At 60.1% G+C, this 26,525-nt stretch carries 27 protein-coding genes, 1 tRNA gene and 2 pseudogenes; 23 read left to right on the top strand and 7 right to left on the bottom strand.

Translation table 11 applies throughout. The features are described from left to right. Positions 1–36: 36 nt before the first annotated feature. From phaR to V7D69_RS01465, 4 genes are all read left to right on the top strand, one after another. The gene (gene phaR, locus V7D69_RS01480) at positions 37–594 is read left to right on the top strand and encodes a polyhydroxyalkanoate synthesis repressor PhaR (RefSeq protein WP_324062125.1); all 558 of its coding nucleotides are present in this window, start codon (positions 37–39) and stop codon (positions 592–594) included. A gap of 66 nt (positions 595–660) precedes the next feature. Beyond that, positions 661–2,199 (top strand): proline--tRNA ligase, encoded by a 1,539-nt coding sequence (proS, locus tag V7D69_RS01475; protein WP_333604897.1) that lies wholly within the window; start codon positions 661–663, stop codon positions 2,197–2,199. A 19-nt stretch (positions 2,200–2,218) separates the two neighbouring features. After that, a complete protein-coding gene (locus V7D69_RS01470) occupies positions 2,219–2,815 on the top strand; it encodes a DUF805 domain-containing protein (RefSeq protein ID WP_324063915.1) in 597 nt (198 codons plus the stop codon). A 47-nt stretch (positions 2,816–2,862) separates the two neighbouring features. Next, positions 2,863–5,142: a ribonuclease R family protein gene (locus V7D69_RS01465; RefSeq protein WP_333604896.1), complete on the top strand. Its 2,280-nt coding sequence runs from the start codon at positions 2,863–2,865 to the stop codon at positions 5,140–5,142. 11 nt (positions 5,143–5,153) lie between these two features. Here the strand turns inward: V7D69_RS01465 and V7D69_RS01460 are convergent, their stop codons facing one another. Further along, positions 5,154–5,609, bottom strand: a complete 456-nt coding sequence (locus tag V7D69_RS01460; protein WP_324063917.1) for a universal stress protein — start codon at positions 5,607–5,609, stop codon at positions 5,154–5,156. A gap of 162 nt (positions 5,610–5,771) precedes the next feature. On the opposite strand from V7D69_RS01460, the gene V7D69_RS01455 reads away from it, so the two are divergent. Genes V7D69_RS01455 through lpdA form a run of 3 tightly spaced genes read left to right on the top strand, consistent with a single transcriptional unit; the run spans position 5,772 to position 8,887 of the window. Further along, positions 5,772–7,085: a pyruvate dehydrogenase complex dihydrolipoamide acetyltransferase gene (locus V7D69_RS01455; protein WP_324062401.1), complete on the top strand. Its 1,314-nt coding sequence runs from the start codon at positions 5,772–5,774 to the stop codon at positions 7,083–7,085. Beyond that, complete coding sequence (locus V7D69_RS01450; protein ID WP_324062400.1) at positions 7,054–7,467, top strand: acyl-CoA thioesterase; 414 nt, start codon at positions 7,054–7,056, stop codon at positions 7,465–7,467. The genes V7D69_RS01455 and V7D69_RS01450 overlap by 32 nt, the downstream gene beginning before the upstream one ends. Before the next feature lie 4 nt (positions 7,468–7,471). Beyond that, entirely contained in the window at positions 7,472–8,887 is a 1,416-nt protein-coding gene (lpdA, locus tag V7D69_RS01445; RefSeq protein WP_333604895.1) for a dihydrolipoyl dehydrogenase, read from the top strand. Positions 8,888–8,943: 56 nt separating this feature from the next. Here lpdA and V7D69_RS01440 read toward each other — a convergent pair whose 3' ends face one another. The 3 genes from V7D69_RS01440 to V7D69_RS01430 form a co-directional block, all read right to left on the bottom strand. Continuing rightward, the gene (locus tag V7D69_RS01440; protein ID WP_324062396.1) at positions 8,944–9,258 is read right to left on the bottom strand and encodes a PilZ domain-containing protein; all 315 of its coding nucleotides are present in this window, start codon (positions 9,256–9,258) and stop codon (positions 8,944–8,946) included. 113 nt (positions 9,259–9,371) lie between these two features. After that, positions 9,372–9,884: a GNAT family N-acetyltransferase gene (locus V7D69_RS01435; RefSeq protein WP_324062394.1), complete on the bottom strand. Its 513-nt coding sequence runs from the start codon at positions 9,882–9,884 to the stop codon at positions 9,372–9,374. 90 nt (positions 9,885–9,974) lie between these two features. Then, entirely contained in the window at positions 9,975–11,288 is a 1,314-nt protein-coding gene (locus V7D69_RS01430) for an MFS transporter (RefSeq protein WP_333604894.1), read from the bottom strand. A gap of 190 nt (positions 11,289–11,478) precedes the next feature. Between V7D69_RS01430 and cyoA the strand changes: the two genes are divergently transcribed. From cyoA to V7D69_RS01375, 11 genes and pseudogenes are all read left to right on the top strand, one after another. Next, positions 11,479–12,714 carry a ubiquinol oxidase subunit II gene (gene cyoA / locus V7D69_RS01425; RefSeq protein WP_324062391.1) on the top strand — a complete coding sequence of 412 codons (1,236 nt, stop codon included), beginning with the start codon at positions 11,479–11,481 and terminating at the stop codon, positions 12,712–12,714. Positions 12,715–12,722: 8 nt separating this feature from the next. Beyond that, a complete protein-coding gene (cyoB, locus tag V7D69_RS01420; protein ID WP_333604893.1) occupies positions 12,723–14,729 on the top strand; it encodes a cytochrome o ubiquinol oxidase subunit I in 2,007 nt (668 codons plus the stop codon). Positions 14,730–14,733: 4 nt separating this feature from the next. After that, a complete protein-coding gene (cyoC, locus tag V7D69_RS01415) occupies positions 14,734–15,381 on the top strand; it encodes a cytochrome o ubiquinol oxidase subunit III (RefSeq protein ID WP_333604892.1) in 648 nt (215 codons plus the stop codon). Then, a complete protein-coding gene (cyoD, locus tag V7D69_RS01410; protein ID WP_324062385.1) occupies positions 15,378–15,764 on the top strand; it encodes a cytochrome o ubiquinol oxidase subunit IV in 387 nt (128 codons plus the stop codon). Before cyoC ends, cyoD begins: the two co-directional genes overlap by 4 nt. Beyond that, positions 15,761–16,513 carry an SURF1 family protein gene (locus tag V7D69_RS01405; protein WP_442947031.1) on the top strand — a complete coding sequence of 251 codons (753 nt, stop codon included), beginning with the start codon at positions 15,761–15,763 and terminating at the stop codon, positions 16,511–16,513. The genes cyoD and V7D69_RS01405 overlap by 4 nt, the downstream gene beginning before the upstream one ends. Next, complete coding sequence (locus V7D69_RS01400; protein WP_324062405.1) at positions 16,513–17,808, top strand: ATP-binding protein; 1,296 nt, start codon at positions 16,513–16,515, stop codon at positions 17,806–17,808. Before V7D69_RS01405 ends, V7D69_RS01400 begins: the two co-directional genes overlap by 1 nt. Then, positions 17,805–18,353 carry a response regulator transcription factor gene (locus V7D69_RS01395; RefSeq protein WP_333604891.1) on the top strand — a complete coding sequence of 183 codons (549 nt, stop codon included), beginning with the start codon at positions 17,805–17,807 and terminating at the stop codon, positions 18,351–18,353. The genes V7D69_RS01400 and V7D69_RS01395 overlap by 4 nt, the downstream gene beginning before the upstream one ends. 101 nt (positions 18,354–18,454) lie before the next feature. Beyond that, positions 18,455–18,796, top strand: coding sequence for an ArsR/SmtB family transcription factor (locus tag V7D69_RS01390; protein WP_333604890.1), 342 nt, complete (start codon positions 18,455–18,457; stop codon positions 18,794–18,796). After that, entirely contained in the window at positions 18,793–19,488 is a 696-nt protein-coding gene (locus tag V7D69_RS01385) for an MIP/aquaporin family protein (RefSeq protein ID WP_333604889.1), read from the top strand. The genes V7D69_RS01390 and V7D69_RS01385 overlap by 4 nt, the downstream gene beginning before the upstream one ends. Next, positions 19,439–19,858 (top strand): arsenate reductase (glutaredoxin), encoded by a 420-nt coding sequence (gene arsC / locus V7D69_RS01380; RefSeq protein ID WP_442947030.1) that lies wholly within the window; start codon positions 19,439–19,441, stop codon positions 19,856–19,858. The genes V7D69_RS01385 and arsC overlap by 50 nt, the downstream gene beginning before the upstream one ends. Positions 19,859–19,992: 134 nt before the next feature. Then, positions 19,993–20,263, top strand: a pseudogene (locus V7D69_RS01375) (IS5/IS1182 family transposase); the annotation flags it as partial. Between the two features lie 23 nt (positions 20,264–20,286). Here V7D69_RS01375 and V7D69_RS01370 read toward each other — a convergent pair. The 3 genes and pseudogenes from V7D69_RS01370 to V7D69_RS01360 form a co-directional block, all read right to left on the bottom strand. Next, positions 20,287–20,958: pseudogene (locus V7D69_RS01370) on the bottom strand (tyrosine-type recombinase/integrase); the annotation flags it as partial. Beyond that, positions 20,955–21,221: an Arm DNA-binding domain-containing protein gene (locus V7D69_RS01365; RefSeq protein WP_333604936.1), complete on the bottom strand. Its 267-nt coding sequence runs from the start codon at positions 21,219–21,221 to the stop codon at positions 20,955–20,957. The pseudogene V7D69_RS01370 and the gene V7D69_RS01365, both read right to left, overlap by 4 nt. A gap of 224 nt (positions 21,222–21,445) precedes the next feature. After that, a tRNA-Ser gene (locus V7D69_RS01360) sits at positions 21,446–21,535 on the bottom strand. Positions 21,536–21,676: 141 nt separating this feature from the next. Between V7D69_RS01360 and V7D69_RS01355 the strand changes: the two genes are divergently transcribed. The 5 genes from V7D69_RS01355 (at position 21,677) to V7D69_RS01335 (ending at position 26,507) form a co-directional block, all read left to right on the top strand. Then, positions 21,677–22,711: a lytic murein transglycosylase gene (locus tag V7D69_RS01355; RefSeq protein WP_324062428.1), complete on the top strand. Its 1,035-nt coding sequence runs from the start codon at positions 21,677–21,679 to the stop codon at positions 22,709–22,711. Then, positions 22,695–23,672: an SPOR domain-containing protein gene (locus V7D69_RS01350; protein WP_324062430.1), complete on the top strand. Its 978-nt coding sequence runs from the start codon at positions 22,695–22,697 to the stop codon at positions 23,670–23,672. Before V7D69_RS01355 ends, V7D69_RS01350 begins: the two co-directional genes overlap by 17 nt. 86 nt (positions 23,673–23,758) lie before the next feature. Further along, a complete protein-coding gene (locus V7D69_RS01345; RefSeq protein WP_324062432.1) occupies positions 23,759–24,895 on the top strand; it encodes a D-alanyl-D-alanine carboxypeptidase family protein in 1,137 nt (378 codons plus the stop codon). Continuing rightward, positions 24,892–25,536, top strand: a complete 645-nt coding sequence (gene tmk, locus V7D69_RS01340; protein WP_333604887.1) for a dTMP kinase — start codon at positions 24,892–24,894, stop codon at positions 25,534–25,536. The genes V7D69_RS01345 and tmk overlap by 4 nt, the downstream gene beginning before the upstream one ends. Beyond that, entirely contained in the window at positions 25,533–26,507 is a 975-nt protein-coding gene (locus V7D69_RS01335; protein WP_333604886.1) for an AAA family ATPase, read from the top strand. Before tmk ends, V7D69_RS01335 begins: the two co-directional genes overlap by 4 nt. Positions 26,508–26,525: the final 18 nt, after the last annotated feature.

The raw sequence follows: 26,525 nt of genomic DNA, 5'->3' as shown, positions 1-26,525 counted from the left end.
GATAGCATCCCTGTCTAAACAGGACGGGGATTGGCAATGGCTGAAGCGGCGTCTGGCGAAGACAATACGGTAATCATCAAGAAGTACGCGAACAGGCGACTCTACAACACCCGTTCGTCAAGCTACATCACGCTTGAACATCTCGCGAAGATGACCCGCGAAGGCGTGGACTACAAAGTTCTCGACGCCAAAACCGGTGCGGACATCACGCACACGATCCTGACACAAATCATCATGGAGGAAGAATCCAACGGCGAGCAGATGCTTCCCGTAAATTTTCTGCGCGAACTCATCAGCATGTACGGCAATTCGATGCAGTCGCTGATCCCCCACTACCTCGAAGCGTCGATGGAAAATTTTCGCGCCAACCAGACGAAACTGGCGAAGGCTTTTGAAGACAGCCTGGGCAATAATCCGCTCGCGAAGCTTGCTGAGCAGAACATGGCCATGTTCCGCGCCGCCTCTGCCGCTTTCATGCCTGGCGCTGACAAGGCTGAGCCAAAGGCGCCTGTCTCTGGCGAGAACGGCGACCTTTCGGCCCTGCGCGAGCAGATGGCGGAAATTCAGAAGAGGCTTGACGCGCTGGGCAAATAGAGGTCAGCGGGGGCGCTCCGGAGGAGGCACCTCCGGCCGCTGCAACAAAATCAGGAAGAACACATCGTGTCCGCCATCCGCCACGCCCTCTCGATCAAGCGCGAGGACGATTTCGCCCAATGGTATCAGGAAGTCATTTCCGAGGCTGAAATGGCTGAGGAATCAGGGGTGCGGGGATGCATGGTCATCAAGCCCTGGGGCTACGGCATATGGGAACGCATCCAGCGGCTGATGGACGACCGGATCAAGGCGGCGGGGGTTTCGAACTGCTATTTCCCGCTTTTCATCCCGCTATCTTATTTCGCCAAGGAAGCCGAACATGTCGAAGGCTTTGCTAAGGAAATGGCGGTTGTTACGCATCACCGACTGGTGGGGGATGGCAAGGGCGGGCTGACGCCGGATCCCGATGCGAAGCTTGAAGAGCCGCTTATCGTGCGCCCGACTTCGGAAACGGTGATCGGTGCTGCGATGGCGCGTTGGGTGCAATCCTGGCGCGATCTGCCTCTGCTTACCAATCAATGGGCCAACGTCGTGCGCTGGGAAATGCGCACCCGCATGTTCCTGCGTACCAGCGAGTTCCTTTGGCAGGAAGGGCACACGGCGCACGCCGATCGTGACGATGCGATGGCCGAAACGCTGCGCGCTCTCGAAATGTACCGCGATTTCGCGGAGACCGATCTGGCGATGCCGGTGATTGCCGGTGAAAAGCCGGAGAATGAGCGCTTTCCCGGCGCGGTGGGCACTTATTCAATTGAGGCGATGATGCAGGATGGCAAGGCGCTGCAGGCCGGCACCTCGCATTACCTTGGCACCGGCTTCGCGGAAGCTTCGGGCATCCAGTATCAGGACAAGGAAGGTGCGCAGCAATATGCTCATACCACCAGTTGGGGCGTCTCAACCCGGCTAATCGGCGGTCTTATCATGACTCACGGAGATGACGATGGGCTGCGCGTACCGCCAGCGGTGGCGCCGCACCAAGTCGTCATCCTGCCGATGCTGCGCGATACGCCTGACGACGAAGCGTTGCTGGCTTATTGCGAGGAACTGCGCAAGGTGCTCGCGGGCATGTCCGTGCTGGGAGAGCCGGTGCGTGTGCTGCTTGATAAGCGTCCCGGCAAGGCCACGCAAAAACGCTGGGCCTGGGTTAAGAAAGGCGTGCCGCTGATCCTCGAAATCGGCGGCAGGGATGCTGCGGCGGATCAGATATCCATGCTTCGACGCGACAAGCTGTGGAATGAGGCGGCCAAGGCCAATTTCCAGGCCATGCCGCAGGTGGAGTTCCTGACCCGCGCCGCGGCCGAGCTTCAAGAACTGCAAGACGCGCTTTATGTGGAAGCGAAAGCCCGGCGCGATGCTCATATCGCACAGGTTTCCAGCTTTGACGAGCTCGCCGCCTTCTTCGCGGAAGATAAGCGTTATCCGGGCTGGGCGGAAGTCGAATGGTCGCGTCCGACCGGCGCTGAGCTGGAAGAGGTTGTCCAGAAGCTCAAGGCGATCAAGCTGACCATGCGCAACACGCCGCTGCACGCTGCACCGGCGGCTGGAAAGTGCATTTTTACAGGACGTCTCGCGGTCGAGAGGATATACGTCGCCAGGGCATATTAAAGGGGAATTGGGGGGCGCGATGTTCGAAACGATCCGGTACAATCTATCGAATTTGACGAACTTTTCGGGAAGAGATTCACGCTCCACCTTCTGGTTCTACGTGCTGTTTCTTGTCATCGCTCACATGGTGATTTCGTTTGGCCTATCGCTTGTGGCAGGCGGGGCGATGGTGGTTGATGCTTTCCATACGGCGCACACGGGTGCGAGCGGAATGATCGTGCAGCAGCACTTGCTTGGCGGGATCAGCGGCCTGGTGCAATCCTCAATGTGGGGGTCGGTTCTGCTTTCACTAGTGATGACCGTCCTCCTGGCCGCCTCGTTCACGCGAAGGCTGCACGATTCCGACAAGCCGGGCTGGGTTGCGGCGGCTACCATAGCGATGCAGTTGCTCTCGGTCGTCCTCGCAATCGGCATGATTAACGAGATGGGGTCGCTTTTCGCGTTGATGAAGCTGGACGATCCCGCAGCCACGCAGGCGGTGATGCGAGCACAGCAGGCAAAGTTCGTGTTTCGCGGCGCTCTGGGCTGGCTTCCGACACTCTCCGTCGTGGTCTTTGGTATCTGGCCGTCAAGCGATGGGGATAACCGCTACGGGCCAGAGCCCGATCACCTCTGACGCGCCGCGCCATTGCAATAGGCGACATTCAGTCCCATTGCGGGTTCATGCCTTCCAAGAAACGGCCTGCACCCGGCCTGCCGACGCGCAAGCAGATCCTCGATTTCATCCAGAACTCGCCGGTTCCCGCCGGCAAGCGCGAAATCGCGCGCGAGTTCGGTCTGAAAGGGCAGGAGAAAATCCAGCTCAAGACCTTGCTCAAGGATATGGCCGAGGAAGGTTTGATCGACGGTAAGCGCACAGCCTTTCATCGTATGGGCGGCCTGCCGAAGGTCACTGTCCTGCGCGTGATCGATATCGATGAAGGCGAGGCCATCGCCGTTCCCGACACCTGGCAGGCCGAGGATGCGACCCCGCCGCCGCGTATCCGCCTGGTGGAAAAGGGCAGGGGCTCCGCGCTCAAGAAGGGCGACCGCGTGCTTTCACGTACGGAAGAGACTGCCACCGGCTGGCGCGCCTTTCCGATGAAGAAGCTGGTGTTGCGTTCCGAGCAGGTGCTCGGCGTAGTGGAGTTCGACGGCGCGGGTAAGCCCTGGCTGGCGCCCGTGGACAAACGCATCCGCAATTCCTCCCCGATCTCGGATCTCGGCGGTGCTGAACCTGGGGAACTGGTCCTGGCCGAGCCGGTCGGCCGCTCCGCGCGTGCCGCGGTGAAAGTGACCCAGGTTCTGGGGGAGCCGCTTGCACCCAAGGCTTTCAGCCTGATCGCGATCCATAAACATGGCATTCCCAACGTCTTTACCGAGGATACTCTTGGCGAGGCCGAACGAATGGCTCGCTTGCCACTCAGTCAGGAACAGCGGGAGGATCTGCGACACTTGCCCATCGTGGCCATCGACCCCAGTGACGCGCGTGACCATGACGATGCCATTTGGGCTCAGCCGGATGGTCAGGGCGGATTCGAGGCTCTCGTGGCCATCGCCGACGTCTCATTTTACGTCCGCCCAGGCGGAGAGATTGATCGCGAGGCCCGGCGGCGCGGCAATTCGGTCTATTTCCCGGATCGCGTGGTGCCGATGCTGCCGGAAGTCCTTTCCGCCGACGTCTGCTCGCTGCGCGCGGGAGAGGATCGCGCAGCGATCGCCTGCCATCTAAAGATCGATGGCGGCGGCAGGGTGACTGACTGGCGTTTTACTCGCGCGATCGTCAGGATAGCGGAAGTGATCGCCTACGAGGAAGCACAAGCACGAATTGATAGGAATGCTGAAGAGGTTGCGGGCGGCCAGGTGGATCTCGTCGTTCTTCAGAACCTTTGGGCCTGCTGGAAAACGCTCGCAGCCGCCCGCGCGAAACGTGACCCACTGGAACTGGAGCTTCCAGAACGGCGCGTGAAGCTGGATGAAAAGGGCCGTATTGCCGAAATCGCCATTCGCGAACGGCTCGACGCGCACCGCGTGGTCGAGGATTTCATGATCGCCGCGAACGTAGCCGCCGCCAAGGCGCTGGAGGCCAAGGTAGCGCCGGTAGTCTACCGCCTCCATGAGCCGCCAAGCCGTGAGAAGCTCGTCGCGCTCAAGGATTATCTGGCTACGTTCGGCAGAAAGCTTGCGTTAGGGCAGGTGATTACGCCCGGCCTTTTCAACCGCATGCTCAAAGACATCGCTGACGAGAGTGAGAAGGCGCTGATTATGGAGGCGGTGCTACGCAGCCAGACTCAAGCATATTACGGTCCTCGCAATGAAGGGCACTTTGGCCTCGCGCTGGGTTCCTACGCCCATTTCACCTCGCCGATCCGGCGCTACGCCGACTTGCTGGTTCACCGTGCGCTTGTCGATGCGTATCATCTCGAACAGCCCAGGCCCGAAGGGGACCTTCCTCCAACCACTGGCCTTTCGGAACGTGATCGGGAGGATCTTGGCCGCATCAGCGAAGCCATCAGCGCAGCTGAACGTCGCGCTATGGAGGCTGAGCGCGAGACGATAGACAGATATGTCGCCGCCTGGCTTTCCGCGCGCGTCGGCGAGGTGTTCAGCACGCGGATCACTGGTGTCCGGAAGTTCGGTTTCTTCGCGACCATCGTCGGCCTTGGCGGGGACGGACTGGTGCCGGTATCGACCCTTGGAGACGAACGCTTCGCTTATGACGAAAAAGCGCACACGCTGGCGGGTGAGGAAACTGGTGCAACTTATGCGGTGGGTCAGATCCTTCCGCTAAGGCTTGCGGAGGCGAACCCGCTGACAGGCGCGCTCAAGTTCGAACTGCAGGAAGGGGGAGGTCGCATAGAGCCGCGCGGAAAACCCCTGGCGCTCAAGAAACGTGGCGATCATCTGGCCGGTAAGCGGGGACGGCCCGCGAATATCCGACATCAGGGACGCCGGAAGCGGTAAGCCTCAACAGATCAACTCAGCCGCTCGATCGCCGTTGGATCCAGACTGCCGGGAACGACGAAAACGGGGCAGGTCATGTGCGCCATGCCGGCGCCTGTGAAGTGCACCACCAAGGGACCCGGTCCGCCTTCCTTCGCCGCGCCGAGGACAAGGGCGGAAACCTCCGGGTGTTCCTTCAGGTATTCGCGCACAACTTTGATATCCTCACCCACGCGGACCGCGATGATCGGCATTTTGCCACCCTGCGAGATGAGGTTGCCCGCGGCCGCAGTCACCAGCGTTTCGGCTCGGGCACGCGCTTCTTCCTCAATGGTGGCCTGTACGCCCCCGAAAGCGTTGAAAGGCTGAGGAGGCACCAGCGCCAGGAGATGCAGCACACCATCCGTCTTGGCCGCCCGACGCGCCGCGAATTGCAGCGCGATCAATGCCTCTTCGGTTTCGTCGATGATGACCAGATAGACGCGCATCCGTTATCCCCTTGGCAAGGACTTATCAGGCCAATCAAGTCTTGGCGCAAGCCATCCAGAAAGTGAAAAAAGTGCCGGCCGGGCGCTTGTGCGAGAGCACCATTTTGTCCAATGAGGGCGCAGGTCCAACCTTCCCAGGATAACAAGGACGATACCGCATCCATGCCTATAGAGATCAAGATGCCCGCTCTTTCCCCCACCATGGAAGAAGGGAAACTGGCGAAGTGGCTGGTGAAGGAAGGCGATACCGTTAGTTCCGGCGACGTGATGGCCGAGATCGAAACGGACAAGGCGACCATGGAGTTCGAAGCTGTTGACGAAGGCGTCATCGGCAAGATCATGGTGCCGGAGGGCGCGGAAAGCGTAAAGGTCGGAACCGTGATTGCGTTGCTGACGGGCGAGGACGAGGATGCCGCCGCAGTATCGTCTGTCTCGGCTCCCAACCCGTCCGATCGGGCCAAAGCTGAAACGAAACCCGCGGCGCCCGTGTCCAGCGCTTCGACAGTCCCCCAAGCCTCCCGTTCGCAATCTTCCAATTCGAAGGACGGCCGCGTGATCGCATCTCCCCTCGCCAAGCGCCTTGCGGCCGCCAAAGGCGTCGATCTTGAAAGCCTTGCAGGCTCCGGCCCCAACGGCCGCATCATCAAGGCTGACGTTGAGGCAGTGCAACCAGGTGCGGCTGGGTTGAAAGTCACCGCTTCTGCTGTTGCTAACGGTGGTCCGCTGGCTAAGCCATCGACGGTGGACATGGCGGCCGAAACGCGCGCACTGCTGGACGGTCGCGTGCCGCACACGGTCGAAAAACTTTCGAGCATGCGCAAGACGATCGCGCGTCGCCTTAGCCAGTCGATGCAGGAAGCGCCGCATATCTATCTTACGCTCGACATGCGCCTCGACAAGCTGATGGCGATGCGCAGCGAACTTAACGCAGCTCTGGAAAAGCAGGGCATAAAGGTCTCGGTCAACGACATGCTGGTGAAGGCCCTGGGCCTCGCCCTCATTGCGGTGCCGGAATGCAATGTGACTTTTGCCGGAGATGAACTGATTAAATATTCGCGTGCCGACGTCTCGGTCGCGGTTTCAATTCCGGGTGGGCTCATAACGCCGATTGTACAGGACGCGAACGGCAAGAGCTTCTCACAAATTGCAATGGCCACCAAGGATCTGGGGCAGCGCGCGAAAGAAGGCAAGCTCAAGCCTGAGGAGTATCAGGGTGGCACCGCCTCTATTTCCAACATGGGCATGATGGGCATCAAGCACTTCACTGCTGTCATCAACCCGCCGCAAGCTTGCATTGTGGCGATCGGCGCAGGTGAAAACCGCCCGTGGGTGATGCCGGACGGTTCGCTGGGCATTGCGACAGTGATGACCGCCACCGGCAGTTTTGACCACCGTGCGGTCGACGGGGCCGATGGTGCGCGCCTGATGGCGGCCTTCAAGGAATATGTCGAAAGTCCGTTGGGGATGGTTGCCTGAGGTGGCCGGAACGTCGCGTGAACCGATCATCCGCGTAACCGCCATGCCGGCCGACGCCAATGCCTACGGCGACATATTCGGCGGTTGGTTGATGGGATTGATGGACATGGGCGCCGGCCTGATCGCCGCCCGGCGCTCTCGCGGCCGCGCAGTTACCGTGGCGATGGATGGGCTGCAGTTTCATCATCCGGTTAAGGTAGGCGATGAAATCTCGGTCTACGGCGAATTGCAGAAAATCGGACGGACTTCGATGACAATATGCATTGAGGCATGGCGTCGGCATCGGCACGAGGAAACAGCCGTAAAGGTTACCGAAGCGCAGTTCACCTTCGTTGCGGTGGACGATACGGGCGAGCCCCGCGTTATCGATCAGGAGATTTAGCAGCGTGGCAGATTCATACGACGTTATCGTTCTGGGTTCCGGCCCTGGTGGCTACGTAGCGGCGATCCGCTGCGCGCAGTTGGGCCTGAAGACCGCGATCGTTGAGCGGGAGCGGCTCGGTGGCATCTGCCTAAACTGGGGCTGCATCCCGACCAAGGCCCTCCTGCGCTCGGCCGAAGTGTTCCACCAGATGAAGCACGCCAAGGACTATGGCTTGGCGGCCGAAAATATCACCGTTGATCTTGCCGCGGTGGTCAAGCGTTCTCGCGGGGTCGCTGATAAGCTTAATCAGGGCGTTACGCACCTGATGAAGAAGAACAAGATCGCCGTGCATATGGGCACCGGCAAGCTCATCGCGCCCCGCAAGCTCGAAGTAACGGGCGACAAGGGCGCGGCGACGTTGGAAGCACGGCACATCATCCTCGCCGTGGGTGCACGCGCGCGTGAACTACCCACCGCCAGGGCGGACGGAGAGCGGATCTGGACTTACCGCCATGCGATGACACCGAAGGAAATGCCCGGCAAATTGTTGGTCATTGGTTCCGGTGCTATCGGCATAGAATTTGCCAGCTTCTACAATGACATGGGTGCAGACGTAACCGTGGTGGAAATGCTGGATCGCGTGGTCCCTGTGGAAGATGCCGACGTCTCGGCGTTCCTCGAAAAGGCCCTTGTCAAGCAGGGCATGAAGATCATGACAAGCGCGAGCATCGGCTCCATTGAGAAGACGGGAGCAGGCGTAAAGGTTTCGATCAAGGACAAGGCCGGCAAGGAAGCGATCATGGAATTTAGCCATGTGATCGTCGCCATCGGCATCGTCCCGAATGTCGAGAATATTGGCCTGGAAGGGCTTGATATCGAACGTGACAAGCGTTCTCACGTCAAAGTGGACGATTACGGCCGCACCAACGTGGCCGGCATCTGGGCGATCGGGGATTGCGTGGAAGGACCCTGGCTGGCGCACAAGGCCAGTCACGAGGGCGTGACCACGGCGGAGGCTATCGCGAAGGAATTGGGTAACAAGGATGTGCATCCGCATCCGCTCGACCGCCGTAATATTCCCGGCTGCACCTATTGCCACCCGCAGATCGCCTCGGTCGGCATGACTGAGGCCAAGGCGAAGGATGCAGGCTTCGCGGTGAAAGTCGGTACTTTCCCCTTCATCGGCAACGGCAAGGCTATCGCGTTGGGCGAACCGGAAGGTTTCGTAAAGACCGTATTCGACGCAGCGACCGGCGAACTGCTTGGCGCACACATGATCGGCGCGGAAGTGACTGAGATGATTCAGGGCTACGTCGTCGGCAAGACATTGGAGACCACCGAGGTCGAACTAATGAATACGGTGTTTCCGCATCCGACCATCTCGGAAACGATGCACGAGGCAACGCTTGCCGCATATGGGCGGGCCCTCCACATCTGAGATAACTGAAAGTCAGGTTTGACAGGGCGGACGGAAAGGCACTCTATTGGCCGCGATTACGTCGCGTGGGCGATGCGGACGATATGGTCGAAGACCGCGACGTGCAACGGCTCCGCAAATTCGCAGCCGACGGCCGAATCGCGCGTCCAGCAAATGCTGGCGCTCAGCAGACGGATACCGGGAATACGAATACGCAGTGGGACTTCCGCACGCGCATCGGGCAGCCAGGCGATACGAAATCCTCCAGTGGACGGGTCTTCCAGCCTTGCCATTTTCCACGGGCGGGTTCCTTGGCGTACCTCGCACAGGATGACTACTCCCACGCGCTCGGTACGCGGCGGATGATCGCCCGAAATTGGCTCGTGATACAAGACTGCCTCCGTGGTCTCGGATTTAGCCTTGCTCTCGAGAGTGTTACCACAGCGTTAGCGACACGGGCGGAAGACGATGACGCCCGAGGATAAGTCCTGCCTTCAGTGCCTTGCTAGTGGAAGGTCTTGGACAGGATGACCAGTGTGGGATCGCCTTCGAACGGTTCCGGTCGGAAGCCCTTTTCGCGTTCCACCTCTATGGCTGCATGATTGCCACGGCTCTCTATCGCGATAACTCGTCGACAGCTACGCGCCTCGGCTTGTCGAGCCAGGAAATCGAGCATAGCCCAGCCTATGCCCTTGCCCTTGTGATTGGCGCAAACGGCAATGGCGACTTCAGCCGTATCGAGCGGACCATCACAGGCCAATAGCCCCGAAGCAACGATCTCGCCGCTGCCCTTGTTTATGCCGAGCCAGGATTCGGTGCGGAAATGATCGGTATGCACTAGCGGCTTGAGTTGCTCGTGCCCCACATGCTCTGCGGCTGCGAAAAAGCGAAAGCGGCGGTCTTCGTCGGTGATCCGATCAAAGAATGCAGCAAGCGCCGGCTCATCGGCTTCAGTTACGGGACGAACTTCAAGCGTGATGCCAGAGCGTGTGGGGAGATTGACGGAGACGATGGACATGGCGGCATACTCCATTCAGGGGATGCCATTTCCTAGTCGTTTCGCGATCACTGCGCCTTGATCGAGATCATCGTGGTTTTCGCGATTGCCTCAATTTCGACTGGCCAGTTCCGTATTGAGCCAGAGCGCCAACAAGGTCGCGAGCGCGCCGGAAAGCAAATAGGCGCCCGATGCGATCAACCCGAAATTGACTGACAGCGACAGTGCAGCAAGCGGCGCGAAGCCGGCGCCGAGAAGCCACGCGAGATCGCTGGTCAGTGCAGAGCCGGTATAACGATGCTCGGTCGAGAAACCTGAGGAAACCACGCCCGAGGATTGCCCGAATGCAAGGCCCAGCAGCACGAAGCCAACAACCATGAAAGCAATTTCGCCCACCGTCCCGGCGTTGAGCAACTGCGGCGCAAAGCCGGAAAATATTGCAATACCGAGGGCGCAGACGCCCAACAGTCTGCGCCGTCCCACCTTATCTGCAAGGCGGCCTGAAGCAATAACCGCTACCACGCCGAAGGCAGCAGCGAACGCTTCGATCAGCAGGAATCGCGTCGGCGCCTCTCGCGTGAACAGAAAAACCCAGGAAAGCGGAAACACCGAGACCATATGGAACAGGGCAAAGCTGGCAAGGGGCGCGAAGGCGCCAATCACGATGGTGCGCCATTCGCTGCGCATGGTGCCCGCAACGCTCACCGCCTGTAGGTCGCGACTGGCGAACAGGTTGGCAAACTCGTCTGTGACCACGATGCGCAGACGCGCGAAGAGCGCGACGACGTTGATCGCAAAGGCCACAAAGAAGGGATAGCGCCAACCCCAGCTCAGAAAATCGTCGGCCGGCAATTCGCTAATCATGAATGCAAAGAGCGCGCTGGCGACGATCAAGCCGAAGGGCGCGCCGAGTTGCGGGATCATCGCGTACCATCCGCGCCGATTCTCCGGCGCGTTAAGGGCGAGAAGGGAAGCAAGGCCATCCCATGTGCCACCTAACGCGAAGCCCTGGCCCAGACGGAACAAGGCCAGCAGCCATATCGAGGTGACGCCCGCATCGGCATAGGATGGAAGGAAGGCGATCGCGGCCGTTGAACCGCCGAGCATGAACAAAGCGATCGTTAACTTCGTACCGCGTCCATAAGCCCGGTCTATGCCCATGAAAACCAGCGATCCGAAGGGCCGGGCGATAAAGGCCAGCGAGAACACGGCGAACGAATACAGCGTGCCCGTCAATGCATCGACGAACGGGAAGAAGAGCTTGGGAAAAACCAGCACCGAAGCGATGGCGTAGACGAAGAAATCGAAGAATTCGGAAGTGCGTCCGATGATGACGCCGATAGCGATTTCGCCAGGGGAGGGCTGGTGATGTGCCTTGGAAATGGGCAGGCCCAGTGCTTCGCGGGTCTGGAACGTACTGGTCATCTTGGTTTCCCGGGCTTTCGTCTCGGGTCCATGGGCGGTGTGATTCCTCAGGCAGCCGCTTGCGGACGAATCGTTGGAACGGGCGCGTGCGCACCTTGGTTCTCTAGGTCCTATTGTCGTTGATCTCGATCAAGGGGATTGGACAAAATGTCCTATGTTCGCATTCGCAGCATCGGCCTAGTCGGGGCGCATGCGCTGTTCCGAGTCCCGTTCAAAGCTGCGCCTTGCTGCGTCTGCCCGAGTTCCGGCCACCTTGTCGCTTCTCGCCGCTCTTTCTGCGTGCAACACTATCGTGCTCCATCCAGCCGGCGATGTTGCGCAGCAGCAGGGCGACCTTGTGGTCGTTTCCACCGCGTTGATGCTGCTGATTATCATCCCGGTCATAGCCCTGACGCTGCTTTTCGCATGGCGTTACCGCGCGTCCAGCAAGACTGCGACGTATACGCCGGAATGGGATCATTCGACGCAGCTTGAACTTGTGATCTGGGCTGCCCCGTTGCTCATCATCATCTGTCTTGGCGCGTTGACATGGGTCAGCACGCACTTGCTCGATCCCTATCGCAGGATCAGCCGGATCGACCCCGAAACCGCAGTCGTCAGCGAGGCGAAGCCATTGGAAGTCGATGTCGTCGCGCTCGACTGGAAATGGTTGTTCATTTATCCCGAACAGGGCCTGGCGACGGTGAATGAGTTGGTCGTGCCGGCGGGGCGACCGCTGCAATTCAAGATCACTTCGTCAAGCGTGATGAATTCGTTCTATGTGCCGGCCCTGGCGGGGCAGGTCTATGCCATGCCAGGCATGGAAACTCAGCTTCATGCTGTGATGAACCGCACGGGCACATTCTATGGCTTTTCCGCCAATTATTCCGGCTCAGGCTTTTCCAATATGCGCTTTGGCACGCGATCGGTCAGCGGGGCTGACTTCGCGGATTGGGTTGCCCGCGTGAAGGCCGGCGGTAATGGCAATGCCGGGTCCTTGGATCGCGCTACTTACCTCCAGCTTGAGAAGCCGAGCGAGAAGGTGCCTGCAATCCGTTACGCTTCGGTGGCTCCGGATCTTTATGACGCGATCCTCGACATGTGCGTGGAGCCGGGCAAGATGTGTATGAGCGAAATGATGGCGCTCGATGCGCGCGGCGGCCTGGGTAAGGCCGGCATTCGCAACGTGGAGATGCTCGCTTACGACAAGCACGGCCGACAGACCGTAGCGACGGTCAATTCCAATCCCGACGCCGCCACAAGACGGGAATTGGCCTGGGTTCGCGCGCTCTGTCGTCAGACGGCCGGCAAGGTCCCCGATCGCTCTATGTCAGCCCCCGCCGACCTTCGTTCCTTAACGGGTGCCGGCCTTGCCGCCCCGCAATCCGTCGCTTTTGACCAGAAGCGAGGAGCGTCCGTGCACTCCCTCCAGATTTCCCGAGACTGACAGATATTATGGAAGCCGTAGTTCATACCCATTGGAGCCCTCTGCTGGGCCGCCTGTGGTGGGATGCAATCCCGACCGAGCCGATCGTCATGGCCACATTCGCAGTCGTGGCGGTCGGCGGTGTGGCAGTGCTGGCGGCGCTCTCCTACTTTCGTCTCTGGGGCTATCTTTGGAAGGAGTGGTTCACCAGCGTGGACCACAAGAAGATCGGCATCATGTATATGGTGCTGGGCCTGGTCATGCTTCTGCGCGGCTTTGCCGATGCGGTGATGATGAGAATCCAGCAGTCGATCGCGTTCAATGGCAGCGAAGGCTATCTAAACGCTCATCATTACGACCAGATCTTCACCGCGCACGGCGTCATCATGATCTTTTTCGTAGCGATGCCTTTCGTGACCGGCCTGATGAATTACATCGTGCCGCTGCAGATCGGCGCGCGGGATGTAAGCTTTCCGTTCCTCAACAACTTCAGCTTCTGGATGACTACGGCTGGCGCTGTGCTGGTGATGATGAGCCTGTTCCTGGGGGAATTCGCACAGACCGGCTGGCTCGCTTATCCGCCGCTGTCCAACCTTGCTTATAGCCCTTGGGTCGGTGTCGATTACTATATCTGGTCCTTGCAGATCGCCGGTGTCGGCACCTTGCTGTCAGGTGTGAATCTGATCGCGACAATCGTGAAGCTGCGCGCGCCGGGCATGACGATGATGCGCATGCCGATCTTCACCTGGACGGCGCTGTGCACCAACATTCTGATCGTCGCCGCCTTTCCCGTATTGACCGCCGTCATGTGCATGCTCAGCGCCGATCGGTATCTGGGCTTCAACTTCTTCACGAACGACTTCGGCGGCAGCGCCATGATGTACGTGAACCTGATTTGGATTTGGGGCCACCCAGAGGTTTATATTCTGGTTCTGCCGCTGTTCGGTGTATTCTCCGAAGTCACCGCGACGTTCTGTGGCAAGCGCTTGTTCGGCTATTCCTCAATGGTTTACGCCACGCTGGTCATCACGATACTTAGCTATCTCGTGTGGTTGCACCACTTCTTCACAATGGGGTCGGGGGCGAGCGTCAATTCATTCTTCGGGATCACCACCATGGTCATTTCGATCCCTACAGGCGCCAAGCTCTTCAACTGGCTTTTCACGATGTATCGCGGCCGTATCCGGTTTGAGCTGCCGATGATGTGGACCATAGCTTTCATGCTGACCTTCGTGATCGGTGGCATGACCGGCGTGCTGCTTGCGGTGCCGCCCGCCGATTTCGTGTTGCATAACTCGCTGTTTCTGATCGCGCACTTCCATAACGTCATCATCGGCGGCGTGTTGTTCGGCATTTTCGCGGCGATCAACTTCTGGTGGCCCAAGGCGTTCGGGTTCAAGCTCGATCCGTTCTGGGGCAAAGTGAGCTTCTGGTGCTGGGTCGTCGGGTTCTGGTTTGCCTTTATGCCGCTTTACATTCTGGGTCTGATGGGCGTGACCCGGCGCATGCGGGTGTTCGATGACCCCAGCTTGCAGATCTGGTTCCAAATCGCGGCTTTCGGCGCCTTCCTGATCGCGTGCGGTATCGCGGCCATGCTTGTCCAGTTCGCTGTTTCGATCTGGAAACGCGATGAATTGCGCGACCATACCGGCGATCCCTGGGACGGGCGGACGCTCGAGTGGTCGACCAGTTCGCCCCCGCCCGAATACAACTTCGCTTTCACGCCGATCGTGCATGATATCGATGCCTGGGCCGACATGAAGCGCTGCGGTGTTCAGCGCCCCACCGAGAGGTTCCGCTCAATCCACATGCCCAAGGGTACGGGCACCGGCTTGATTCTCGCCGGTCTCTCCACGATCTTTGGCTTCGCGATGATTTGGTACATTTGGTGGCTGGCCGCCGTCTCGTTCGCAGGCATCATCGGCTATGCCGTCGCTCACACCTTCAATTACAAGCGCGACTTTCACATCTCGGCGGAGACTGTGATCGAAACCGAAGCCGCGCGAACCCGCCAATTGGCGGCGGCGGGAGCCTAAGCCTATGGACGCCCTGACCATTCAAGCCGCTCCCGAGCCCCCCCCGGCCCAGATCACGGCGGCATTCTACGATCTGGATGAACACGACCATCCGGAAGGCGGCAGCACTATGCTCGGCTTCTGGATCTATCTGATGAGCGACTGTCTCATCTTTGCGATGTTGTTCGCCGCTTATGGCGTGCTGGGCGGCAATTACGCCGCAGGGCCAGGGCCGAAGGACCTGTTCGAACTCCCGCTCGTCGCTCTCAACACGGCCATGCTGCTGTTCTCCTCTATCACTTATGGCTTCGCCATGCTGGCGATGGAACGCGATAAGGCCGGGCAGACGCAATTGTGGCTGCTTATCACGGCCGTGTTTGGCGCCGCGTTCCTATCCATAGAGCTTTACGAGTTCGCGCACCTGATCCACGACGGGGCAACGCCGATGCGCAGCGCCTTTCTGACTGCGTTCTTCTCGCTGGTCGGAACGCACGGGCTCCATGTGACCTTCGGGCTCGTCTGGCTTTTCACGTTGGTTTCGCAAATCGCGACAAAGGGCCTCATCCCAGCCAACAAGCGCCGGCTTATGTGCCTTTCGCTGTTTTGGCACTTCCTGGACGTCATCTGGATCGGCGTTTTCACCTTTGTCTATCTCATGGGAATGCTGCGATGAGCGACTATGTCCACTCCTATGGCCATGCCAAGGATCATCATGCGGGAGATCACGCCGGCCATGGGTCATTGCGCGATTATCTGGTCGGATTCTTCCTCTCCGCGATCCTGACCGCCATCCCGTTTTGGCTGGTAATGACCGGCGCGATCACGGACCGGCAGGCAACGGCATTGGTCATCATGGCATTTGCGATCGTACAGATTGTGGTCCACATGATCTACTTTCTGCACATGAATACCAGATCGGAAAATGGCTGGACCTTCATGGCGCTTATCTTCACGATCGTGATAGTGGTGATTGCACTTTCCGGTTCACTGTGGGTTATGTACCATCTCAATCACAATATGATGCCGATGAGCCATAATATGGGGCAGTTGCCCTGACTGTCGGCGGCGGTGGCTCCGGCGCCGCCGCGACGGGTCGGCCTTGGGGGCTGACCCTGCTGCTCATTATCGCACTGGCCGTTTTCGTTGTGCTCGGCATCTGGCAAGTACGACGGATGTATTGGAAACACGACCTTATTGCACGGGTCAACGTGCGAGTCCGGGCTGTTCCTGCCAGTCTGCCAACCGATGCTCGTCTCGTCTCGGCTAGACCGGGTGATCTCGACTATCTTCGAGTGAAACTCTCGGGCGTCTATGTCGCATCGCAGTCCGCCCGGGTCCGGGCGGCAACTGATCTCGGCACCGGATATTGGGCGATGACCGTGATGCGCCTGGATGATGGCCGAACCATTTGGGTCAATCGCGGTTTCGTGCCGGAAGGGGTGACCGAGAATCAAGTTTGGACCGGCGTGCCGGCTGGAGCGGTTCGTGTGATCGGCCTCTTGCGGTCCACCGAGCCGGGCGGCAGCCTGCTGCAGTCGAACAGGCCGCAGGACGACCGCTGGTATTCGCGCGATGTCGCGGCACTAACACGTGCCAAGCAGGCTGGGCGAACCGTCCCGGTATTCGTAGACGCACAACAGGAGGAGGGGCGCTCCTTTCGTGGCTCGAAGCCGGTGCCCGGCCTAACGGTGGTGCGGTTCGCCGACAATCATTTGTCTTACGCGCTGACTTGGTTCGCGATGGCTGCTCTTTCGGGCGCAGCGATCGGCCTTGTCTGGCGGCAGGCCAGACCCAAATCGTCATGATGCGCCTGCTCGCCTCGTCTCCACCTTCGCGCAGCGCAAGCTGGCGCAACGTGCTGCTCCTGTTGCAGTTGCGCTGGATCGCGGTGATCGGCCAACTGGTGACGATCGTGGCGGTCACCCAAGTTTTGGACGCCCGTCTGCCGCTGGCCCCCTTGCTGATGGCCCCCTTGGTGCTCATCGTTGTCAATCTGGCGACCGCAAGCCTTTTGCGGCGGCGGGAATCTTTTTCGCAAAGCGAGCTTTTCGCGGCCTTGCTGATAGACGTGGTCGCCTTGTGCTGGCAGCTCTACTATAGCGGCGGCGCGACCAATCCCTTCACTTTTCTGTTCCTGCTACAAATAGTGATTGGCACGGTAATCCTGGAACCCCGCTGGAGCTGGATCGTCGCATTTCTCGCTTGCGTGGCGATCCTGCTGCTGACCTTTGTTTATGTTCCACTCGATTTGCCGGCCCGCCACGCCGCCGATCAATTTCATCTGTACCGGCTGGGCAGTTTGTTCTGCTTCGTTCTTGCGGCGGTGCTGCTTGTGTTCTTCGTCGCCAGGCTGGACCGCAACCGGCGCGAAAGCGACAGAGCCCTGGCGGCGCTGCGCCAGCAAGCGGCGGAGGAGGATCACATCATCCGCATGGGTCTGCTCGCTTCTGGCGCGGCGCATGAACTCGGCACCCCACTTTCCTCGATGTCTGTGATCCTCGGCGATTGGACGCGGCTGCCCGAAGTCGAGTCCAGTGCAGAGCTTCGCGCCGATCTCGCCGACATGAGAACCGAACTTCACCGTTGCAAAACGATTGTCAGCGGGATTCTGATGTCCGCCGGCGATCTGCGCGGCGAGAACCCCAGCGTTACCAGCGTGCGTTCGTTGTTCGGCGAAATAGTCGGGGACTGGCGGTCGCGGATCAACGGGGAACTACGCTTCGTTGATACGTTTGGCGAGGATGTCTCTATCGTTGCTGATCCCGGTTTTCGGCAAATCATCGGCAATGTGATTGACAATGCTCATGAAGTCTCACCTCAACTCATTATCCTCGAAATCCGCAGGGAGGACGCCGACCTTGTGATCGCTGTGAGTGACGAAGGCCCCGGATTTGCAGCCGACATGCTCGCGAGGCTCGGCCAACCTTATTCTTCCACGAAAGGACGAGACGGTGGAGGACTGGGGTTGTTCCTTGTCGTCAATGTCGTGCGCAAGCTTGGGGGGCAGGTCTCGGTCGAAAATCGCGAATCCGGCGGCGCGACGGTGCAAATCTCCCTCCCGCTCGCCTCTCTGGCTTACCATGAGGCATTGCCCAGATGAATAGCTCTGGCGCGCATAATGATGATGCAACGTTGCTGATCGTTGAGGACGATCCTGCATTTGCGCGAACCTTGCGTCGTTCCTTCGAGCGCCGCGGCTACGTGGTGTCATCAGCGGCCTCAGCCGCCGAAGCGGACGATGTGGCGCGGGGAACGGACTTCGACTACGCGGTGGTGGATTTAAAGCTGGGGAACGACTCTGGGCTAGCCGTCGTGCAATCACTCCATGCGCTGAGGCCAGATACGCACATCGTAGTGCTGACCGGCTATGCCAGCATCGCGACGGCGGTGGAGGCGATCAAGCTGGGCGCGGCGCATTATCTCGCCAAGCCCTCGAACACTGACGATATCGAGGCGGCCTTCTCCAGCACGCAGGGCGATTCCAGCATACCAGTGGACGGCCGCAAAAGCTCAATCAAAACCCTCGAGTGGGAATATATCCACCGCACGCTTGTCGAGTGTGATTTCAACATCTCCGAAGCCGCACGCCGCCTTGGCCTTCACCGCCGGACCCTTGCCCGCAAGCTGGAAAAGCGAAGACTCTAGACGCGAGACCAAGTGATGGTGTGACTGAATGTCCGCGCAAAGCGCTTGTCGAATCGATATTTCGGCGATAGTCGAAATATCGAAACAAATGGAAAATCGACATGCAACTGGTCGAAGCGGTCAAGGCTTTATCCGCACTTGCGCAGGAACACCGCCTCTCTGCGTTCCGGCTGTTGGTGCGGGCAGGTTCGGATGGATTGCCGGCGGGCGAAATCGCGCGGGAGGTCGGTGTATTGCCCAATACGCTTTCCACGCACTTGACGATTCTGGACCACGCCGGGCTGCTTAGATCGCGGCGCGAAGGGCGATCAGTCATCTACTCCGCCGATTACGACGGCATGGGTGAATTGCTCGATTTCCTTGTCGCTGACTGTTGCGACGGTCGTCCTGAAATCTGCGCTCCGCTTGCGGAAGTCGCGCAGGCGTGTTGTTCGTCCAAATGATGCGGCGTGCCATCGCTGAATTGGTGGGCACAGCCCTATTGCTTGCCGTCGTCGTTGGGTCCGGCATCATGGGCCAGCGCCTTGCCGCCGGGAACGTCGCGATTGCGTTGTTGGGCAACACGATCGCAACTGGCGCGGGTTTGGTCGTGCTGATTCATATCTTCGGTCCCGTATCCGGTGCACATTTCAACCCGGCGGTTACACTGGCCTTCGCCATGCGCGGCGAAGCCGATCGCCGATCCGTTCCGGTCTACATTGTCGCGCAGCTTGTGGGAGCGGTGCTGGGCGTTTGGACCGCGCATGCTATGTTCGCCGAGCCGATGCTTCAGGTATCGGTGAAACTGCGTGGGGGGCCGGCGCAAGGCTTTTCGGAACTGATCGCCACCTTTGGGCTGATAGGAACGATCTTCGGCACCCAACGATCACGCCCGGAATTTACCCCTGTCGCCGTCGGCCTTTACATCACCTCCGCATATTGGTTCACCGCGTCAACGTCGTTCGCTAATCCCGCGGTGACGATCGCTCGATGCCTGTCCGATACTTTTGCCGGGATCTCGCCAGTTTCGGCCCCCCTTTTCATAATCGGACAGCTTGCGGGCACTGTCGCTGCAGTCAGCTTCTTTGCATGGCTGTTCAGAGAGGATGTCCAAGATGACCAACGCATTTCCGATCACCATCTATCACAATCCTGATTGCGGCACGTCGCGCAATGTGCTCGCGATGATAGAAGCCGCCGGATACGGCCCTACCGTGATCGAGTATCGCAACGTCGGGTGGACGCGTTCGCAGCTTGAAAGCCTGTTTGCGGCGATGAACGCAAAGCCTCGCGACATGCTGCGCGAGAAGGGAACGCCCTCAGTCGAACTTGGCTTACTCGAAACGTCGGTATCGGATGCCGCAATCATCGAAGCTATGTTCGCGCATCCGATCTTGGTGAACCGCCCGATCGTAGTAACGCCAAAAGGCGCGAAATTATGCCGCCCATCCGAAGCGGTATTGGATTTGCTGGACCGCAAACCCCACGAGTTCAAAAAAGAAGATGGCGAAATCGTTCGCCCCTAACCGCCCATCTCGCGCTGGGTTTTATGCGAACGGAATGATTGTTTTGAGCGGCGTACGACTGGACGCTTCGAAAAGCTGCTGGCGGATAGCGGCGTAGGATGATTCATTGCCTTAGTGATTGAGCGGAGGCATTGATGTCTGGCCAGCCGGGTTTCTTTGATCTTTCGGACCGGTACGAGGCGCTGAGTGCGGCCGGTGATCCGCTGGAGCGGACTGGCATCTGTCGTTGATTTTGAGGTTTTCCGCGGGCCGTTGGTCGCGGCGCTCCGGCGCAGTGTTCGCGGCAACGGCGGGCGCCCACCGTTCGATCCGGCGCTGATGTTCAAGATCCTGGTGCTGCAGGCTGGGCATCGCGCTTGCGCCTGTGCCCGCTCGTTCATGATCGTCGAGAAGGTCGAGCGCCAGCCATGCGGCACATGCCGGCCATGCGCGACAAGGCGGTTGTAGAGATAGCCCACCGCATTCTCGCTGATCGGCTTGTAGGTATGGCGCTGGCTGGGAAACACCAGCCGGCTGTAAGGGGCAAAGGCCCGTGCAGCATCGAGCACCTCGAGCGCCTGCCTCGAGAGCGGCAGCAGGAAATCGAAGCGGGCATCGATCTTGCGGTCGAGCTTCAGCTTCATCCGTGCGGCCGGAATGCGCCAGACCGACTCCTCCCGGTCCAGTCCCTCCAGTTCCGACCACATTGTCGTTCGCAGCACGCCTTGGCGCAGTGCCGTGAGCGCCAGCAGGCGCCAGGCCAGCTTGGTCATCGGATGGGCAGGGACCTCTTCCACCTTGCGCAGCAGCGCCCGCGCTTCCTCGAGCGTTGCCAGCGCTGGCTGGCGCCCCTTGATCAAGGGTTTCAAGGCGGCACGGATAGGCGCTGCCGGGTCCGCATCAGCCAGCCCTGAGGCTATGGCGTAGGCATGGACCGCCGATATTCGCTGCCGCACCCGCCGTGCCGTCTCGATCGAGGGCCGATCCTCGATTGCCCGCACCACGTCCAAGACCATCGGCGAGGTGATTTCCTTGATCGGCAGCGCGCCGATTCGGGGGAACACATCCTGTTCCAGGCTCTTGAGCACATCGGCCGCATGGCGCGGCTCCCATCCGCTCACCTGCTGACCGTGCCATTCGCGCGCCACCGCCTCGAACGTAGCCGCCGCTTCCTCCAGCCGCACCGCCGCCAGTTGCTTGGCCTGCAACGCCGGATCGATGCCGCTCTGAGCAGCCGCGCGGCATTCTCGCGCGCCTCGCGTGCAGAACCGAGATTCATCTCCGGATAGCTGCCCAGCACCAGGCGCTTTTCCTTGCCGGCAAAGCGGTATTTCCAACGCCAGGAGCGAAAGCCGGTCCTGGTTACGAAGAGATTAGAGCCCATGGGCATCGGCGAGCTTGTAATCCTTCTCGGCAGCCTTGGCCTTGCGGCACTGCAGGTCGGTTAGCATTTAGTGCCCCAAGCCCGCGAATTGATGCCCCCACAATGCCCCCGAATCGTTCAAGCTGCTATGAGAACATACGAGATACAGAGAGACGGTAAATGCGCAAGAAATAACGCATTTCCGCGCCGCTTGAGGCGGCGTGAGATTGATGGGGATTAGTGTCTGGCGGACAGGGTGGGATTCGAACCCACGGTGAGCTTGCACCCACGGCGGTTTTCAAGACCGCTGCCTTCAACCACTCGGCCACCTGTCCACTTGTTTGTCGCGCATAGCCAAAAGCGTCGCCGACGCAAGGGGGCTGTCCGATGGATGGCATTACGCGCGCGCTGACTGTCCACTGCACGCGCGCTTGGACGGTTTGCAAGTCGGTTGATTTGTGCGACTTTTGGGCACGATGATCTCTGCTGTAACCTTCAAAAGCCTGCGTTATTGGCTCTTTCCGATCTGCTTTGCCGCCACGCAGCTCTTGCCGACGCAGGCTGGGGCGCAGCAGGAGAGCTTTTCGGCCTATCTTCGGATTGTCGCGGCGCATGCGCGTAACGCCAGCGTGAGCGCAGCGGCGAGCGCAAGTGTTCTAGAGGGGCTAACGCCCAATCAGCGCGTGATTGAACTCGATAACGCGCAGCCCGGAAGCAGCGGTATGCCGCCGCCACTGGCGCCTTACATCGCACAACATGTGGATAGTTCCATCATCGGCCGAGGCCGAGCGCAATATGCATCGCTCTCCTCGCTTCTGCCGGGGATCGAGCGCCGGTTCGGCGTACCTGGGCCGATCCTGTTCGCCATCTGGGGACATGAAACCAATTATGGCAGTTACACCGGCGACTTCGATCTGGCCCGATCGCTGGCGACTCTCGCCTGGGAAGGGCGGCGACGAGATTTGTTCGAAGGAGAACTGATCGCGCTCATGAAGATGGTCGACCGCGGTATCCCGCGTGAGCGGCTCAAGGGCAGTTGGGCAGGAGCTTTCGGCTATCCACAGTTCTTGCCCAGCGTCTATTTGCGCCTGGCGGTTGACGGTGATGGGGACGGTCGGAGCGACGTTTTTTCGAGTCCCGCCGATACCATCGCTTCCATTGCCAACTACTTCCGTGATGCCGGCTGGCGGCCTGGCCAGCCTTGGGGTGTGCGGGCAGCGCTGTCATCGGGCTTCGATGTCAATGCTTATCCGACCAAGCTTGCCGCCCCCACCTGCGGGAAGGTTCATGCTCGTCATTCCCAATGGAAGACGGTGTCTGAATGGCGCGCGCTGGGCGTTTCGCCACTCGCGCCCATTGGGGACCAGGTGCTGGCATCGCTGTTCCAGCCGGATGGCCCTGGCACGCCAGCTTACCTGTTAACCGGGAATTATCGGGTCATCCTACAGTACAACTGCTCCAATTATTACGCTATGTCCGTGGGATTGCTTGCTGATGCGATTGCCCGTTAACTATGCCCTGTCATTCGGGGCGCTTATCCTACTGAGCGCCGGCGGTGCTGTCGCCAAGGAACATCCGGAGAAGCAAGCCGCCCCTGCGACGGGTCCGGCGGCGGATTATCCCGTCGTGATCGGTCAGCCTTTCACCATCGGCACCACTGTGTGGACGCCAAACGACCAACTCAATTACGACGCCGTTGGTTACGCGAGTGTGGGGGACAGCAGCCTGACTCGTGTTACCGGCGCACATAAAACTTTGCCCTTGCCGAGCTATATAGAGGTTACCGCGCTGGATACCGGCAAGACGATCCTTGTGCGATTGGAACGGCGGGGACCCATGGTCAATGATGTGCTGATCGAGCTTGCGCCAGCGGCGGCGGCGCAGCTTGGCTTGTTACCGGCCGCACACTCTGCGATTAGGGTACGTCGAGTAAATCCGCCAGAACAAGAGCGTGCGATGCTGCGGGCTGGCGGTCGGGCGCCGGAACGGATGGAAACACCCGAAGGTCTGCTCAAGGTTCTGCGTCGCAAGTTGCATGAGCAACCGCCGCTGTTGCCACCTCCTTCAACTCCGCCAACCATGCCGACCGCCGCGCCCGCGGAAGCGGCGATCAAGAAGGCCGGTGCGACGGCCAAGCCAAACGCGGTGCCTCCCGTACTCCCCCCGACATCGACGGTCATCTCACCGACGAAGGGTTCACCCTCGCAGTCGAGGGAAGCGGCCCGAGTTCCATCAGCGACCATGCCGGTTCCAAAGCCGACCAAAGGCTCGCTGGTGGTGCAGGTTGGAGCGTTTTCCGGGGAAGCCGGGGCACGTAATCTGGCCGGTAAGCTCGGCGCTACTGTCAGCCGCTCGGACAAATACTGGCGCGTGCGCCTGGGACCGTTCGTTGATCGTGCACAAGCTGCTCCGGCGCTGGAGAAGGCTAAGCGCGCAGGCTATAGCGACGCGCGAATCCAGCCTGCGGACTGACCGGAGAACGTTTCCGGCGGGCGCGAAAGCCTGGGGTCGGGTGCGCGCGGGAGAAGCCGATTTTGACGTCGATAACGAAGTTAGTCTTGGCGCTTGCGCTTCCTGCTTCCGCCCTTCATGCTGCCGTTCCCGCCCCTCCTGCGGAACTCGCGCCGATTCCGGTCAGCCTGCTCGTCGATCTGGGGTCGGGGCAGGTGCTTGAACAGCGTCATCCTGACACGCCGTTCCTGCCCGCCTCAGTGACCAAGGTAATGACCGCCTATGTCGCATTCGAAGAGATCGGAGCGGGACGTTTGCCTCTCGACCGCGCCTTCGTGGAACGCCCGGAAAGCGAAAAGGAGTGGTTCGCTAAGGGCACAAACATGTACCTGACGGTAAACGACCGGCCGACCACACGTGATCTGCTTCACGGCATCATGACGCAGTCGGCGAACGACGCTGCGATCGTTTTGGCCGAGGGGTACGCCGGCAGTATTCCGGGTTGGACTGCGAAAATGAACGACGCCGCTCGTCGGCTCGGCATGACGCGCAGCCATTACAATACACCCAATGGCTGGATGGACGAGGGCCATACTTACGTCACCGCGAGTGACCTTGTCAGATTGGCTGATGCGATGATTACGCGCTATCCCGATCTTTACAGGGAGTTCTCTGGCCACAAACATTGGTTCTGGCACGGGCAGGCAGGCGACGTGGCCATGCGCAGCCATGACCCGACGGTCGGCGTCATCCCCGGCGCAGATGGCATTAAAACGGGCTATACACGGGAAGCGGGGTATAACTTCTTGGGGACTGCCGAACGTGATGGCCGCCGGTTAGTGATGGTTCTGGCCGGCTCGCCGACCACACCCGTGCGTGATGCGGCTGCGCGAGCGCTCATGGAATGGGGCTTTTCCGCCTGGTCCCCGCGTCACCTTTTTGATAAGGGGCAAACGATTGCAAAGGCCCAGGTGCAAGACGGAGATGCTCTCAGCCTGCCGCTGGTCGCGAACCGCGAGGTACACGCGACATTCTCCGCCGGCAGTCAGCCCGCGATCGCCCTTTCCGTTCGATACAAAGGACCGCTCGTAGCGCCGATCCATAAGGGCGATCAGGTCGGCGAACTGGAGATCCGGGTGAACGGTCTGGCTCCGGGGCAAGTGCCGCTTTATGCTGGCCGCGATGTCGGCAAGGCCGGCGTGCTGGACAGGCTCAGGAACGGGCTTATCAACCTCTTTTCATGATGCAGGGACGATTCATCGCGCTGGAAGGCGGGGAGGGGGTGGGCAAATCCACGCAAGCTCTGCTCCTGGCCGACGCTCTACGTAACCGTGGCCTTGAAGTGATCGTCACTCGGGAACCGGGCGGCACACCGGGTGCGGAAGCCATTCGCACGCTCCTGCTGGAAGGCACTCCCGGAGATGCGCGGGGGTGGGGACCGAGAGCGGAAGCGCTGCTATTCGCAGCTGCGCGTGCGGACCATGTGGAGAAACTCATCAGGCCGGCACTGGCGCGCGGCGCATGGATCATATGCGATCGCTTTCTGGATTCGAGTCGCGCCTATCAAGGGGGCGGGAGTGGACTGTCGGATGTTGACATCATGGCCCTGCATGGCATCGGAAGTGAAGGTTTACTGCCTGACCTTGCCATACTGATCGAGGTTTCGCCTGACATCGTAGCGGCCCGCTTGGCCCGACGCGACGGAAATAGATCCGATCGCATCGGCGGTCGCGACGCTGCTTACCACGCTCGCGTAGCAAAAGCATTCAATGCGTTTGTGAAGGCGGAGCCTCGCCGTTTTGCACGTATCGACGGCAGCGGTGCGCCCGAGACGACGCACGCTCGCATAGTGGCCGCGCTCGCTCCCTTGCTGACGACGGGATGAGCGAAGACAGGCCCTTTATCGGTCAGGAAGCCGTCTGGCAGGAATGGCTGAGCGCTACAGCTTCCGAACGCATGCACCACGCTTGGCTGCTCGCCGGGCCGAAGGGCCTCGGCAAACGTGCTTTCGCTCGCGCCGCCGCTGCCGTTCTGGTGAACAGAACAGGCGGTAGGACAGCAGACATAGCGGCGCATCCGGACATCCATCTGCTTGAGCATCTTCCTGCCAATGAAGATGAGGCCAAGAAGAAGGCCGAGGGCAAGCCCTATCAGACGAGGCGCAATATCACGGTCGATCAAGTGCGAGAGATGATTCGCCGCCTTGCGACCATGCCGACGTTAGGGGATCGCCGCGCAATCATCGTCGATCCGGCTGACGATATGGAGAAGAGCGCGGTCAACGCGTTGCTGAAGGCACTTGAGGAGCCACCGGCTGGAACATACTTCCTACTCATCGCCCATCAGCCCGGCCGCTTGCTGCCGACAATCCGGTCTCGGTGCCGAGTTCTGCGTTTCGCAACACTACGTCCCGAAGAGCTGGATGCCGTGATCCGCCGGGATATACCGCTGGCAGACGCGCAGACGCGCGCTGCCGCGATCGCGGCTTCTAACGGATCTCCCGGTGTCGCGTTAAGTTTTGTGGAACAGGAATTGAGCGGCCTCCACCGATTAATGTCCCGTATCCTTCATGAAGGGGACGCGGACTTTCGTTTGCGCGGAGCGATGGCGGAGGAGATGGGCCTGCGGCCCACGCGGGAACGGTTGGCGGCGACGCTCGAATTGGCGCGCAGCGTGTTGGTGGCGGAATTACCTATTGCATCTCGCGCTCAGCAGTTGCGGATCATCAAGGCGCATGGCACTCTCGCAAAGCTCGGCATGCAGGCGCCGACCTACAATTTCGACGCCGGGCTCCTCATATTGGAAATTGGCGGGTTGCTGGCGTCCGCCGCGATGCCTAGGGAAGCGGCTCGCTGACGAAGCAACAGACAGGAA

Source organism: Novosphingobium sp., assembly GCF_036733805.1.
GTDB lineage: Bacteria > Pseudomonadota > Alphaproteobacteria > Sphingomonadales > Sphingomonadaceae > Novosphingobium.
Note: the sequence above shows the minus strand (reverse complement) of the source record. Positions and strands in the feature narration are given on the sequence as shown.